Below are 13,200 nucleotides of genomic sequence, written 5' to 3' on the forward strand. Positions count from 1 at the left end.
AACTATCATGTCAGCATCAACGCCACTGCTGTCGCTGAAGGGCATCACCAAGATTTTTCCCGGTGTGCGTGCCCTTGAGAACGTACAGCTTGATCTCTGGCCCGGCAAAGTGACCGCCCTCATCGGCGAAAACGGCGCGGGGAAATCCACGCTGGTCAAAGTCATGACCGGTATTTATCAGCCCGAAGAGGGGGAGATCCTCTATAAAGCGATCCCCATTCATCTGCCGACGCCGGAATCGGCGCACAAGGTGGGGATCACCGCCATTCACCAGGAAACCGTGCTGTTTGACGAACTCTCGGTCAGCGAAAACATTTTCGTCGGCCAGTATCTGTATAAGGGGCTGCTCAAAACGCTCGACTGGCCTGCGATGCATCGCCGGGCTGGCGAGATCCTCGCCCGGCTTGAAGTTCTGATCGACCCGCGCGCCACGCTGAAAACGCTCAGCATCGCCCAACGGCACATGGTGGCGATTGCCCGGGCGCTGGCTTTCGACGCCCAGGTGGTGATCCTGGATGAGCCGACCGCCGCGCTCTCGCAACATGAAATTCTGGAGTTTTATCAGATCGTTGAGCGTCTGAAGCAGGATGGCAAAGCGATCCTGTTTATCTCGCATAAGTTTGATGAGATTTTCGAGCTGGCGGACTACTACACCATTCTGCGCGACGGCGTGTACGTGAGCTCCGGGGCGATGAGCGATATCACCGAAGAGCGGATGGTGTCGATGATGGTGGGCCGGGCGATCGACCAAACCTACCCGAAAGTCGACTGCACGCCCGGAGAAACTGTGCTGGAGGTAAACGATCTTTGTCATCCTACCGAGTTTGCCCATATCAGCTTCAGCCTGCGCAAGGGAGAAATTCTCGGCTTTTACGGCCTGGTGGGCGCCGGACGCACCGAGCTGATGCAGGCGCTCTCCGGCGTAACGCATCCCTCCTCCGGCGAGATCCGGCTGAACGGCAGCCCCATGCGCTTTCGCCAGCCCGCCGACGCCATCCGCGCGGGCATCGTCTGCGTACCGGAAGAGCGGCAGAAACAGGGGGCGATCATCGCCCTGCCCATCGCCCAAAACATCAGTCTGCCGCAGCTCAGTAAGCTCAACCCTAACGGCGTCCTGAACGACGCCCGGGAATGGCGGCTGGCGGACGAGTACGCCTCGCGCCTGCAGGTTAAAGCCTTCAGCTGGCGGCAGCCGGTGGAGACCCTCTCCGGCGGCAACCAGCAGAAAGTGGTGATCGGCAAATGGCTGGCGACCCATCCCGAGGTGATTATCCTCGACGAGCCGACCAAAGGCATCGATATCGGCTCTAAAGCCGCCGTGCATCAGTTTATGTCCGAGCTGGTCAGCCAGGGGCTGGCGGTGATTATGGTCTCGTCAGAGTTGCCCGAAGTGATGGGCATGGCCGACCGGATTATCGTGATGCACGAAGGGCTGATGGTCGCCGAGTACCGGGCCGGGGAAGCGACGGCGGAAACCATCGTTAGCGCCGCCAGCGGCATTGGCCAGGAGGCAGCATGATGGGACACGCATGGCTGAAGCATCGCGAAGCGCTGCTGGCGGTGGTCATCATTTTGATGATCGGCGCCATTGGCAGCCGGGCGCCATCGTTCGTTTCACCGGGCAATCTGGTGGAGATGTTTAACGATACCGCCATCCTTATCATCCTCGCCCTCGGGCAGATGATGGTGCTGCTCACCAAAGGCATCGATCTGTCGATGGCCGCCAACCTGGCGCTGACCGGGATGATCGTCGCCCTGCTTAACGCCCACTATCCGGGTATTCCGGTGGTGGCGCTGCTGGCGCTGGCAACCCTGCTGGGCCTGCTGATGGGGGTGATTAACGGCCTGCTGGTCTGGCGCCTCGGCATTCCCGCCATCGTGGTGACCCTGGGCACCATGAGCATTTATCGCGGCATTATCTTTCTGCTGACCGACGGCGGCTGGGTTAACTCACATCAGATGAGCGCTGATTTCCTCAGTCTGCCGCGCAGCGCCCTCCTGGGATTGCCGCTGCTGAGCTGGTGCGCCATCGCCGCGCTGCTGCTGGTGGGTTATTTCCTGCGCTACAGCCGCACCGGCCGGGCTTTATACACCGCAGGCGGCAACGCGACGGCGGCGTACTACACCGGTATTAACGCCGGGAAAATGCAGTTCGTCAGCTTCTGTCTCTCCGGCGCGCTGGCCGGCTTCTGCGGCTATCTGTGGATCTCGCGCTTCGCCGTCGCCTATGTCGACGTAGCGAACGGCTTTGAGCTGCAGGTGGTCGCCGCCTGCGTGATCGGCGGTATCAGCACCATGGGCGGAAGCGGACGGGTGCTGGGCTGCCTGTGCGGCGCGCTGTTCCTCGGCGTCATCAATAATGCCCTGCCGGTGATCGGCATCTCACCGTTCTGGCAAATGGCGATTTCCGGGGCGGTGATCGTCATGGCGGTGCTGCTTAACGAGCGCGGCAATCGCGGTCACGGGCGGTTAATCCTGCGTAACGCGGCGCTAGCCCGGCAGAAACAGGGGGTGAAATCATGAGCAAGATGATGGTATCTGAAGAGATGAAAAACGCCCCGGCCGCGCCGTCGCCGCTGCGCCGCCTGCTGTGCTGGGAAGGGTTTTTACTGGCGGTCACCCTGGCGGTATTTATCGGCAACGCCCTGGCTTCCCCTTATTTCCTTAATATCTGGAACCTGTCGGACGCCACCTTCACCTTTACCGAGAAAGCGATCGTCGTCCTGCCGATGGCGATGCTGATTATCGCCCGGGAAATCGATCTGTCGGTAGCCTCGACGATGGCGCTCAGCTCAACGGTGATGGGCTTCTGCGCGGCGGCGGGGATGGATACGCCGCTGCTGGTATTGGTCGGGTTGGGCGTAGGTCTGCTGTGCGGCCTGTTCAACGGTATCCTGGTGACGCGTTTTAACCTGTCGTCGATCGTGATCACCATCGGCACCATGAGCCTGTATCGCGGCATCACCTATATCCTGCTGGGCGATCAGGCGCTCAACCACTACCCGGAGAGCTTTGCCTGGTTCGGCCAGGGGTACGTGTGGGGCGCGCTCTCTTTTGAGTTTGCGCTGTTTATCCTCCTCGCGGCCGCCTTCACCTTCCTGCTGCATAAAACCAACTTTGGTCGCCGGACCTACGCCATCGGCAATAATCCGACCGGCGCCTGGTACTCCGGGATCAACGTGAAGCGCCATAACCTGGCGCTGTTCGCGCTGGTCGGGCTGATGGCCGGACTGGCGGCGGTCCTGCTGACCTCACGGCTCGGCAGTACCCGCCCTACCCTGGCGATGGGCTGGGAGCTGGCGGTTGTCACCATGGCGGTGCTCGGCGGCGTCAATATTCTCGGCGGCTCCGGCAGCATGCCCGGGGTGATCATCGCCACCTTTCTGATGGGGCTGGTGACCTTCGGCCTGAGCCTGCTCAACGTCCCCGGCATCGTGATGTCGGTGATTATCGGCGCGATGCTGATCGTGGTTATCTCCCTGCCGATTATGACCCGGCGGATGCTGCAGCGAAGACGATGTTAATTTCCCCTTCACCCTAAATCCCGGAGGCGGTGCTACGCACCTGTCCTGGCTACCGGCCTGCAGACGCCAGTGAACCTGTAGCCCGGGTAAGGCGCCAGCCGCGACCCGGGAGCGGGTGAAGGGAAACGGATTTCCCAAAATCAACATTAAGGAGAATTATCATGAGTTTTATGTTGGCACTACCTAAAATCAGCCTCCACGGCGCAGGCGCTATCGGCGATATGGTCAAGCTGGTAGCGGGTAAACAGTGGGGCAAGGCGCTGATCGTCACCGACGGGCAGCTGGTGAAGCTGGGCCTGCTGGACAGTCTGTTTTCCGCGCTGGATGAACAGCAGATGGCATATCAGCTGTTTGACGACGTGTTCCCCAACCCTACCGAAGCGTTGGTGCAACAAGGCTATGCGGCGTACCAGGCGGCCCGCTGCGATTACCTGATCGCCTTCGGCGGCGGCAGCCCGATTGATACCGCCAAGGCGATAAAAATCCTCACCGCCAACCCTGGCCCCTCCACAGCCTATTCCGGCGTCGGCAAAGTGAAAAACGCTGGCGTGCCGCTGGTGGCCATCAACACCACTGCCGGCACGGCGGCGGAGATGACCAGCAACGCAGTGATTATCGATAGCGAGCGTCAGGTAAAAGAGGTGATTATCGACCCGAACCTGATCCCGGATATCGCCGTCGACGACGCCAGCGTGATGCTCGACATCCCGCCAGCCGTTACCGCCGCCACCGGCATGGACGCCCTGACCCACGCCATCGAGGCCTTTGTCTCCGTTGGTGCCCATCCCCTGACCGACGCCAACGCCCTCGAGGCCATCCGCCTGATCAACCTGTGGCTGCCGAAAGCGGTAGACGATGGACACGATCTGCAGGCCCGCGAGCAGATGGCGTTTGGCCAGTATCTGGCGGGCATGGCGTTTAACAGCGCCGGCCTCGGGCTGGTACACGCCCTGGCCCATCAGCCTGGCGCCACCCACAACCTGCCGCACGGGGTGTGCAACGCCATCCTGCTGCCGATCATCGAAAACTTTAACCGCCCGAACGCCGTGGCGCGCTTCGCCCGCGTGGCGCAGGCGATGGGTGTCGATACCCGCGGCATGAGCGATGAAGCCGCCAGCATGGAGGCCATCAACGCCATTCGCGCGCTGAGCAAACGCGTGGGGATCCCCCAGGGCTTCAGCCAGCTTGGCGTCAGCAAAGCCGATATCGAAGGCTGGCTGGACAAAGCGCTGGCCGACCCATGCGCGCCATGTAACCCGCGCCCCGCCAGCCGCGATGAGGTCCGCGAGCTCTATCTGGAGGCATTATGATCCGTAAAGCCTTTGTCATGCAGGTGAACCCCGACGCGCACGAGGAGTACCAGCGCCGTCATAACCCCATCTGGCCGGAGCTGGAGGCTACGCTGAAAGCCCACGGCGCGCACCACTACGCCATCTATCTCGATAAAGAACGCCACCTGCTGTTCGCCACGGTGGAGATTGAGTCTGAAGCCCGCTGGGAGGCGGTCGCCAGCACGGAAGTGTGCCAGCGCTGGTGGAAATACATGCGCGAGGTGATGCCCAGCAACCCGGACAACAGCCCGCTGAGCGCGGAGCTCAAAGAAGTGTTTTATCTGGCGTGAACCCCCACGACGCCGGAGAGTACCTTCCCCGGCCTCCCGCCATGCGTGCTGGAGGCCGTTTCAACGGCGGTAATGCAAAACAGGGGACACGACCCTTTGCGCTCCCCTGTTTCTCTCGCCCATCATCCGGGAAAAAGTACGTATTTGTCTTTATCCGCATCGGTAATTTCTCTTAATACCCGGCAAGGTACGCCTGCGGCAACCACATTCGCCGGTATGGAGCGATTGACCACACTGCCCGCGCCTATGACTGAATTCTGGCCAATCGTTACCCCGGGATTAATAATCACCCCCGTGCCTAACCAGACCCCATCTTCAATCACCACCGGTAATGAAAACTGTTGATGCGTATGGCGCAGCGCGGGGTGGATGGGATGCCCGGCGGTGGAGATAGTGACATTTGGCGCAAACATGACGTTATTGCCGATGATAATGTCCGCATCGTCGACCAGCGTGAGGTTAAAATTGGCATAAAAATTATCACCAATCGTCGTATGGATCCCATAGGCAATATTGATCGGCGGCTCTATCCAGCATTGTTCGCCGACTTTCGCGAACATGCGCTGAATAATATCGTTGCGCAATTCCTGATTAAACGGATGCGAATGATTATATTCATAGGCCCGAGCTTTACCCATCAGCCGCTGCTCCGGCAAGCCATATCCTGCATCCAGGTAAAGCTCACCGCTGTTCATACGTTTTTTCATATCCATCATGACCTCTTCCTTCTCTGTCAGGCACCACCCTGTGCCACGGAATGTTGATAATTAAACCGTCATCGCATTATCGCGCAGCGGCTCAGTTTTCGTCTTACCCGCTAACGTAAACGCCGATATTAAAGTGATGGTGAGGGCAATACCGCCGAGGATCATATAGGTCTCCTGGAAACCGATCCGATCATACATATTCCCGGCGAAGGCGGAGAGGAAGATCGCCGCCACCTGCTTGGCGAACTGGAAGCCCACCAGGTAAATGGTCGCCGACAGCCGGACGTCAAACACGCCGGTAATATATTTAAAGGCGCCCACCAGCAGGAACGGCACCTCCAGCGCATGGAGCATTTTCAGCGCCACCACTTCCGCGGCGGTGGTGGCGAAGGAAGAGCCAATCATTCTTGCCGCCATCACCATCCCGGCAATCAGCAAGGTATTCTTCGCCCCGATGCGGTTAATAATCCACGGCGAGCTGAACATAATGATGGCGTTACAAATTTCTCCCGCGGTGGTGGCGAAACCAAAGGCACGGGTGCCTGCTTCCGGGGTCGCGAAGAACGATTTGAAGAAGGTGGCGAACTGCTGATCGAAAACGTCATACACGCAGGCTACGCCGATGACGTACAGAATAAACATCCACATCTTCCGCTGGCGGAACATGCGCACCGCCGTTTTTAAATCGATCGCCGGGCGATTGGCGCCGAGCGAGTCCATTACCTGCGCGGACTGACTGGCCTGCGGTTTGGCGATAGCCACCAGCACCACCAGCAGCAGCGCGGCGGCCGAGCCCATCCAGAACACCCACTCCGGGTTAACGCTGAACAGCATCCCCGCCGTGGTGGCGCACAGCGCCCAGCCCAGGCAACCAAAGGTGCGCGCCTTGCCGTATTCAAACCCGCTGTTGCGGCTTACCCGTTCGATATAGGCCTCCATCGCGCCGGCGCCAGCGGAGAACACAAAGCCAATGTAAGCGCCGCCGCTCAGCGCCCCGAGCCAGATATTGGTTTTCAGCAGCGGAGCGAAAACATAGAGGAAGAAGGGAGCAATCAGCACCAGCAGAACGGTCACGATCCACATCAGGTGTTTTTTCAGCCCCAGCTTGTCAGAGATCACCCCGAGGATCGGCTGGAAACAGATGGCGAACAGCGACAGGCTGGAGAAAACGAGGCCGGTTTCGGTTTTATTCAGGCCGATGACGTCCGACAGCCAGATCGGCAGAAACGGAAAGCAGGTGGCCATGATGAAGAAGTAGAGAAAGAAGAACAGCCCGAAAATCCAGAAGTTGGGGTTGTTTTTGTGGGTACAGACGGTCGGGTTCATTATATTTTCCTCAAGAAGGGCCGCGGCGCGGCCCGGTACCATCACACGCGTTGCAGGCCAATCAGAATGGCGCTTTCCGGGTCGAGGATGGGCAGCGCCAACCCCGCCTGCTGTAGCCACTCACCGCTTACGGTCTGCGGCGTCGTCATCCATGCCGGCAGCTTCCGCATGGTGTGGCCGCCCTCGCCGGTGATCTGTATGTTCGGATGATCGAGGAGCGTCACCTGATAGCGGGCGCTCGCCTCCAGCCCCGCCAGGCGCAGCGGCGCCATCAGGGTGTAGTCCGGCATCGCCAGCTGGCTGACGAGGAAAATCGCCTGCGCTTTATCCGGGCTGACGACGCCATGGGCAAGGGTGGTGGCGTCCGGCATATCCATCCGCCACTGCACGCCGTGATGTATCACGTCGCGCCATTGCTTATGCAGGGCCGCGTATTTCCGGTACCCGGCGCGTTCTTCTTCATCGGCGCTCACCGGATCCAGCTCAAGCCCCATATGACCGAACAGCGCCGTCAGGCCGCGGAAGGCGATACTGTGCTGGCGGAAGGTGGCATGACAGTGGCGATTACCGATGTGCGCGCCCATCACCTCCGGCGGGAAGAAGTAGCTCATGCCGCGCTGGATGGTATTGCGTTCAAGGGCGTCATTGTTGTCAGAAGCCCAGAAGCGATGGCTGCGCTTGAGGACTTCATAATCGATACGACCGCCGCCGGAGGAGCAGGATTCAAATTCAATATGCGGGAAGCGGGCCACCAGCGTATCGAGCAGGCGATAGAACTGGCGGGTTTGCGCATCGGCGGCAGCTTTACCGTTATGCCCGGGCTGTACCAGCTCGCGGTTCATATCCCACTTCACATAATCCACCGCGTGCGAGCCCAGCAACCAGCTCATCCGCTCCAGCAGATAATCAAAGGCTTCCGGAATATTCAGGTTCAGGACAAACTGATGACGCCCGGGAAGCGGCGTATAGCCCGGCAGCGCCAGCACCCAGTCGGGATGGGCGCGGTAGAGATCGGAGTTCGGGTTAATCATCTCAGGCTCCACCCAGATGCCGAACTCCATCCCCAGCGATTTCACGTGGTCGATAACCGGCGTCAGACCGTGGGGATATTTGTCCTCATCGAGATACCAGTCGCCGAGCGCCGCCCAGTCGTCGTTGCGTCCTTTAAACCAGCCGTCGTCAATGATAAAACGCTCCACGCCCAGCGCCGCTGCTTCATCCGCCATGCGCATGATGTAGTCCGGATCGTGGTCGAAATAGATCCCCTCCCAGGTGTTGAGATGCACCGGGCGCGGCTTGTTGCCCGGGAAGCGAATAATCCGTTCGCGCAGATAACGATGGAACTGCTGGCTCATACCGTTCAGCCCGTTCGCCGAGTAGCTGGCATACAGGTACGGCGTCCATAAGGTTTCCCCTTCCGCCAGCGCCATTTCGCCAGGCAGATAGAGCGCCTCGGCCTGCAGATAGCGGCGGCCATCGGTTTTCACCTCCGCCCGCAGGCGATGGTTGCCGCTCCAGCCCAGATGCACACCCCAGACTTCACCCTGCATCTCGCTAAAGGCGTGGCTGCCGGTGATCAAGGCCGGGAAATGTTCGTGAGAGGTGCGCCCGCGGCGGTTCTCCAGCACAAAGCTGTCGTGTTCAAGGAGCAGACGATGGGGCTGAAACTCGCGGATCCAGCGGCCATGGAAAGCCATTACCTCGCGAGCGCGCTCGGCGACCGGCAGCGTGACCGCCAGGCGATCCACCTGCCATGGGCTGGCGCGCAGATTGGTCACGCCATGGCGCACGCTCAGCACGCCGCTGCTATCAAGCTGGATTTCACTGCACAACCGCAGGCCGGCCTGCGGGTCTTTGCTAACCAGGGTCAGCGTCTGGCCCTCGTGCCGCACTTCGCTGGTGGCGAAAATCGGCGAGGCATCCAGCCCCTGGCGATGGCCTTCAATGCCCGGAGCGCCAAACAGACCGTGACCCAGCTCCGCCATTAAGGTGACCGGGGAATCGACGTCGAGGCGGCCATTGGCGACCGGCCGCGTCAGGCTGTCGGCATCCTGCGGCGAAAAGTGGCTTAAATGCGGCCCCCAGTAGATAATTTCGGCGAAAGGGTGGGTTTTGATCACCACGTCAGCCGCTGCGCTTTGCAGGCGTATAATCGAATCAGACATTAGACATCTCCACTTCAAGGAATGCCTTACTGTTGATCCGAAACGTTTCGGACGCCAACCAAAACGTTTTGGATCCGTGATCGAGTTCAGGAAATTAATCTGTGGAGAGCGGTATCAGGCGGTTTCGCCGGGGATGAATTCGGGCTGCCAGAGCACCTGGAGCGAGGCCAGATCCTCGCCGGCGATTAAGCGGCGGACCATCGTGGCTATCTGGCGTCCAACCCCCTGTCGGGTGGACTGAACCACTGCGCCTACCGGGGTGTCGATGATGCTGTCCTGCGGCAAACCGTCGTAGACCACCAGTGAGACGCGCTCGGCGCCGGTAAGACGCCCAAGCTGAGCCAGGGCCATCGCCGCGCCGTCGCCATGGGTGTTGCAGTCGGTGACAATCGCCGTTGGCGGTTCAGGCAAGCGCAGCAGCTCCATCGTTGCCTGAAACCCGCCGCGGCGGGTGGGCGGCACGCTGCGCAGCCAGGTTTCCGCCAGGCCCGCTTCGCGCAGGGCTTCCAGGTATCCGTTGCGCCGTTGGGTAATAAACGCCTGATTATTATTTTCACTCAGCAGCGCGATGCGCCGATGCCCCTGTCTAATCAGATGGCGGGTGGCGCGGTAGGTGCCCGCCTGGTTATCGAAATCAAACCAGGCGTAGGGCTGCGGCAGGCGGCTACGGCCCAGCGCGAGGAAAGGAAAGCCGGAAGAGAGCAGCTGAATCAGGCGCGGGTCGTCGTCCAGGGTATGCGCGACGATCAGCGCATCGACGCGACGGCTCTGCACCATGCGCATATACCCGTGCTTATCGGCCTGTTCATCATCGGCGATCAGCAGTAAATCAATCTCATAGCGCGCCAGTTCGTGGCTGATTTCTCCCACCATTTCGAGAAAGACGTTGTTATTCAGCGGCGCGGGGCGCACGGGGAACACGAGGCCAACGGCGTCGATTTTGCCCATTTTCAGGCGACGCGCGAACGTGTTTGGCCGATATCCGCGACGCTGCGCTTCAGCCTCGACGCGAGCACGGGTCTCCTGCGACACATCATCATAGCCGTTTAACGCGCGGCTGACGGTCGTAACCGAGATCCCAAGTTCTTTAGCAATGGCTTTCAGCGACATAGGTATGCCTGTCTTCGCGGAAGAATGCGGCTAGTGTCCCGCAATACGGCTATGGCGTCCAGCGAGAGCGCGACGCCCGCCGGTGCGATGTCAGTTTTGCTCAGCGATCAGCAGCGCCTGCGTATCCGGCTCCAGGGCCTGAAACACATGCTCCTGATCCGCCGGGTAGCAGATATAGTCGCCCTCGCCGAGCTCTTCCGGCGCCGACGTCAATCCTACCCGCGCGCGCCCCTGAGTGACGATAATATGTTCCACTGACCCTGGCGGATGCGGATGCGAAATGCGGTCGGCGCCGGGCTGGGTGAGCAGCAAATAGATGTCCCTACGCGCGCCGGGCGGGCAGGCGGCCAGCAAAATAGCCTGATAGTTCGCCTGCTCCGCCACCACTTTTGTCCCCTCGCCGCGGCGGATCACCTGCGTTTTGTTCACCTGCGGCTCAAGCAGCCGGGCAAATGGAATATCCAGCGCCACGCAGAGCGACCACAGCGTTTCCAGACTAGGATTACCGTTGCCGGACTCCAGTTGCGATAGCGTGGATTTGGCGATACCCGCCCGACGCGCGACTTCCGCCAGCGAAAGCCCGGTCCGCGCCCGCTCCCGCACCAGACTTTTGGCGATAACGCTGATTGGCTGTGTCATACCCGCCCCTTTGTTTTTTATATCGAACGATTCGTTCGCCTTGAAAAACGATCATTATGTGTTCATTATAATGGAAATTCGTTCGATATGGCTAAGTGATATGAAACAAACTCTCTCCAGTCTCAGCGGAGACACGATAAAAGCGATTGCTTTAGTTTGCCTCGCCGTCGGGGTGGTGGGCATGTCCTATGGGTCGCTGGCGGTGGCTTACGGCTTCCCCTTATGGGTGCCGCTCGTGCTTTCGGTGTCCGTGCTGGCGGGCGCCTCTGAATTTATGTTTATCGGCATTGTCGCCAGCGGCGGTAGCCCACTGGCCGCCGCCGCCGCTGGCCTGTTAGTCAACGCGCGTCATATCCCTTTCGGGGTGACCGTGCGCGAACTGGTGGGTCGGCGCGCCTTAAGCTTTATCGGGTGCCACATTATGAACGACGAGAGCGTGGTCTTTGGCTTGTCGCAGCCCACCCCCGTGCAGCGCAAAGCGGCCTACTGGCTGTGCGGCGCCGGCGTGGCGCTGATCTGGCCTTTGGGTACGCTCACCGGCGCGGCCGTCGGCAAACTGCTGCCGGCGCCGGAGACCATCGGGCTTGATGCGGTCTTCCCGGCAATCCTGCTGGCGCTGGTGATCCCGGCCTTTAAAAACCGTACCACGCTGATCCGCGCCGCCAGCGGCGCCGCGCTGGCGCTTGCCGCCGTGCCGTTTGCGCCTACCGGGCTGCCGGTGCTGCTCTCGCTGTTTGGTTTACTGTCGAGGAAAAAATAATGGGCAATATGACGCTGTTTATCGCCGGTATCGCCATCCTGTCGCTGGGAACCTATCTGATGCGTCTTGGCGGCGCGAAGCTTGGTAATCGGCTGGCCTTTTCCGAGCGCTCGCAGGCGCTGCTTTCCGATGCGGCGACGGTGCTGCTTTTTTCCGTCGCCCTGGCCACCACTTTTTATGAAGGCGCGCATTTCGCCGGCATGGCGCGCGTTCTGGGCGTTGTCGTCGCCGTGTTCCTCGCCTGGCGCAAGGTGCCGCTGATCGGCGTAATTATCGCCGCGGCGGTGGTGACGGCGCTGCTGCGGCTGGCGGGTATGCCCTAGGACGGGTATGCGAAATTCGCCAGACCGGTGCGTTGTCCGCTAATTGTGCCTTCAAGCCAGTGAATAACCGGCGTTATCTCCAGCGGGCGCCGCTGGTCTATCGTCAGAAGGGGCCCTAAAGACATGGGCTGCGCACGCCCGGCCAGCTGGGCCAGCTCCGGCAGATACTCTTCGCCGGGGTGACCCGGCGACCGCGTCGCCAGCCGCGAGGCATAGCGCGCGACCGCCAGCTCGGGGGAGATATGGTTCCAGATCTCAATCACCTGCTCCACGCCCGCCTGCTGCAGCAATTTTTGCAAGGTCTCCCGGGGCTGGAAGCCGAACCAGGCGTCGATCAACCAGACCATGCTGGCAGGCGATGCGCCGACAATCGACCAGATCACCTCATACGCCGCACAGCCCAGTTGGCGATTCATTGGCCGGTCGACCGGGGCCAGACGCGCCATAAACGGCTCTTTGATGCCGTCGATCGTCAATACCGGCAGGCTGAAGGTCTCCGCCAGCAAACGGGTGATGGTACTCTTCCCCGAAGCCGGAATGCCGTTGATTAAAATAGCCGTTTTGCAGACTGGGGTCAGATGTCTGTTCATAGTAATGCGACAACCTCCTCCCGGCTGCGGGCCATCCGCAGTTTGGCCATCGTGTCATTGTTATCCAGCAGCGCGACGATGGAGCGGATCCCCTCCTCGATATGCGCATTGCTATCCCGGGCGCCAAACATAATGACAATGTCGGCCTTTTCACTGTCTGCAAAGGGAATCGGCTTTTCCAACAGCACCAGGCTAAAGCAGTTGCGTCTGACGCCGCACTCGGGTCGGGCATGGGGGATAGCAATACCTTCATCGAAAACGTAATAGGCGCCATGGTTCAGGGTATTGTCGATCACCGCCTGGCTATATTCGGTCGAAATAAAGCCTTTTGCCTCCAGCGGGCGGGCAGCCAGCTTTATTACCCGCTGCCAGTCGGACTCCACAACGCCAACCTGAATAGCATCGGCCTCAATAAGCAGTTCTTTTATGGTCATT

The 13,200-nt window shown here is 60.2% G+C and carries 14 protein-coding genes; 7 read left to right on the forward strand and 7 right to left on the reverse strand.

The features are described from left to right. Nucleotides 1–7: 7 nt before the first annotated feature. From ABLV54_RS04050 to rhaM, 5 genes are all read left to right on the forward strand, one after another. Nucleotides 8–1,519: a sugar ABC transporter ATP-binding protein gene (locus tag ABLV54_RS04050; RefSeq protein WP_048336608.1), complete on the forward strand. Its 1,512-nt coding sequence runs from the start codon at nt 8–10 to the stop codon at nt 1,517–1,519. Further along, nucleotides 1,516–2,523 carry an ABC transporter permease gene (locus ABLV54_RS04055; RefSeq protein WP_072096694.1) on the forward strand — a complete coding sequence of 336 codons (1,008 nt, stop codon included), beginning with the start codon at nt 1,516–1,518 and terminating at the stop codon, nt 2,521–2,523. The genes ABLV54_RS04050 and ABLV54_RS04055 overlap by 4 nt, the downstream gene beginning before the upstream one ends. After that, nucleotides 2,520–3,524 carry an ABC transporter permease gene (locus ABLV54_RS04060; protein ID WP_050534181.1) on the forward strand — a complete coding sequence of 335 codons (1,005 nt, stop codon included), beginning with the start codon at nt 2,520–2,522 and terminating at the stop codon, nt 3,522–3,524. The genes ABLV54_RS04055 and ABLV54_RS04060 overlap by 4 nt, the downstream gene beginning before the upstream one ends. Nucleotides 3,525–3,685: 161 nt before the next feature. After that, nucleotides 3,686–4,834 carry a lactaldehyde reductase gene (gene fucO / locus ABLV54_RS04065; RefSeq protein WP_050534182.1) on the forward strand — a complete coding sequence of 383 codons (1,149 nt, stop codon included), beginning with the start codon at nt 3,686–3,688 and terminating at the stop codon, nt 4,832–4,834. Continuing rightward, nucleotides 4,831–5,145 (forward strand): L-rhamnose mutarotase, encoded by a 315-nt coding sequence (gene rhaM / locus ABLV54_RS04070; RefSeq protein WP_025710935.1) that lies wholly within the window; start codon nt 4,831–4,833, stop codon nt 5,143–5,145. Before fucO ends, rhaM begins: the two co-directional genes overlap by 4 nt. Before the next feature lie 122 nt (nt 5,146–5,267). Here rhaM and ABLV54_RS04075 read toward each other — a convergent pair whose 3' ends face one another. The 5 genes from ABLV54_RS04075 to ABLV54_RS04095 form a co-directional block, all read right to left on the reverse strand. Beyond that, entirely contained in the window at nt 5,268–5,861 is a 594-nt protein-coding gene (locus ABLV54_RS04075) for a maltose acetyltransferase domain-containing protein (RefSeq protein ID WP_072414121.1), read from the reverse strand. 51 nt (nt 5,862–5,912) lie between these two features. Further along, nucleotides 5,913–7,178, reverse strand: coding sequence for an MFS transporter (locus ABLV54_RS04080; RefSeq protein WP_050534194.1), 1,266 nt, complete (start codon nt 7,176–7,178; stop codon nt 5,913–5,915). Nucleotides 7,179–7,219: 41 nt separating this feature from the next. Further along, nucleotides 7,220–9,343, reverse strand: coding sequence for an alpha-galactosidase (locus ABLV54_RS04085; RefSeq protein ID WP_050534183.1), 2,124 nt, complete (start codon nt 9,341–9,343; stop codon nt 7,220–7,222). Nucleotides 9,344–9,457: 114 nt separating this feature from the next. After that, nucleotides 9,458–10,453, reverse strand: a complete 996-nt coding sequence (locus tag ABLV54_RS04090; RefSeq protein ID WP_050534184.1) for a substrate-binding domain-containing protein — start codon at nt 10,451–10,453, stop codon at nt 9,458–9,460. 90 nt (nt 10,454–10,543) lie between these two features. Then, nucleotides 10,544–11,092 (reverse strand): helix-turn-helix domain-containing protein, encoded by a 549-nt coding sequence (locus ABLV54_RS04095; protein ID WP_002882865.1) that lies wholly within the window; start codon nt 11,090–11,092, stop codon nt 10,544–10,546. A gap of 100 nt (nt 11,093–11,192) precedes the next feature. Here ABLV54_RS04095 and ABLV54_RS04100 point away from each other — a divergent pair, with 100 nt between their 5' ends. Both ABLV54_RS04100 and ABLV54_RS04105 read left to right on the forward strand, forming a co-directional pair. Next, complete coding sequence (locus ABLV54_RS04100; RefSeq protein ID WP_050534185.1) at nt 11,193–11,852, forward strand: AzlC family ABC transporter permease; 660 nt, start codon at nt 11,193–11,195, stop codon at nt 11,850–11,852. Continuing rightward, the gene (locus ABLV54_RS04105) at nt 11,852–12,175 is read left to right on the forward strand and encodes an AzlD domain-containing protein (protein WP_050534186.1); all 324 of its coding nucleotides are present in this window, start codon (nt 11,852–11,854) and stop codon (nt 12,173–12,175) included. The genes ABLV54_RS04100 and ABLV54_RS04105 overlap by 1 nt, the downstream gene beginning before the upstream one ends. Here the strand turns inward: ABLV54_RS04105 and ABLV54_RS04110 are convergent. Then, the gene (locus ABLV54_RS04110) at nt 12,172–12,765 is read right to left on the reverse strand and encodes an ATPase AAA (protein ID WP_044520894.1); all 594 of its coding nucleotides are present in this window, start codon (nt 12,763–12,765) and stop codon (nt 12,172–12,174) included. The two genes, ABLV54_RS04105 and ABLV54_RS04110, sit on opposite strands and share 4 nt — an antisense overlap. Further along, a complete protein-coding gene (locus tag ABLV54_RS04115) occupies nt 12,762–13,199 on the reverse strand; it encodes a PTS sugar transporter subunit IIA (protein WP_004203645.1) in 438 nt (145 codons plus the stop codon). Before ABLV54_RS04115 ends, ABLV54_RS04110 begins: the two co-directional genes overlap by 4 nt. Between the last annotated feature and the right edge of the window lies 1 nt (nt 13,200).

The organism is Klebsiella sp. JB_Kp042 (genome assembly GCF_040065275.1).
Taxonomy (GTDB): Bacteria; Pseudomonadota; Gammaproteobacteria; order Enterobacterales; family Enterobacteriaceae; genus Klebsiella; species Klebsiella quasipneumoniae.

Coding starts and splice junctions, on each gene's coding strand:
- fucO (WP_050534182.1), top strand. CDS start 3,686: ATGAGTTTTATGTTGGCACTACCTAAAATCAGCCTCCACGGCGCAGGC.
- ABLV54_RS04105 (WP_050534186.1), top strand. CDS start 11,852: ATGGGCAATATGACGCTGTTTATCGCCGGTATCGCCATCCTGTCGCTG.
- ABLV54_RS04090 (WP_050534184.1), bottom strand. CDS start 10,453: ATGTCGCTGAAAGCCATTGCTAAAGAACTTGGGATCTCGGTTACGACC.
- rhaM (WP_025710935.1), top strand. CDS start 4,831: ATGATCCGTAAAGCCTTTGTCATGCAGGTGAACCCCGACGCGCACGAG.
- ABLV54_RS04080 (WP_050534194.1), bottom strand. CDS start 7,178: ATGAACCCGACCGTCTGTACCCACAAAAACAACCCCAACTTCTGGATT.
- ABLV54_RS04115 (WP_004203645.1), bottom strand. CDS start 13,199: ATGACCATAAAAGAACTGCTTATTGAGGCCGATGCTATTCAGGTTGGC.
- ABLV54_RS04050 (WP_048336608.1), top strand. CDS start 8: ATGTCAGCATCAACGCCACTGCTGTCGCTGAAGGGCATCACCAAGATT.
- ABLV54_RS04095 (WP_002882865.1), bottom strand. CDS start 11,092: ATGACACAGCCAATCAGCGTTATCGCCAAAAGTCTGGTGCGGGAGCGG.
- ABLV54_RS04075 (WP_072414121.1), bottom strand. CDS start 5,861: ATGATGGATATGAAAAAACGTATGAACAGCGGTGAGCTTTACCTGGAT.
- ABLV54_RS04060 (WP_050534181.1), top strand. CDS start 2,520: ATGAGCAAGATGATGGTATCTGAAGAGATGAAAAACGCCCCGGCCGCG.
- ABLV54_RS04110 (WP_044520894.1), bottom strand. CDS start 12,765: ATGAACAGACATCTGACCCCAGTCTGCAAAACGGCTATTTTAATCAAC.
- ABLV54_RS04100 (WP_050534185.1), top strand. CDS start 11,193: ATGAAACAAACTCTCTCCAGTCTCAGCGGAGACACGATAAAAGCGATT.
- ABLV54_RS04055 (WP_072096694.1), top strand. CDS start 1,516: ATGATGGGACACGCATGGCTGAAGCATCGCGAAGCGCTGCTGGCGGTG.
- ABLV54_RS04085 (WP_050534183.1), bottom strand. CDS start 9,343: ATGTCTGATTCGATTATACGCCTGCAAAGCGCAGCGGCTGACGTGGTG.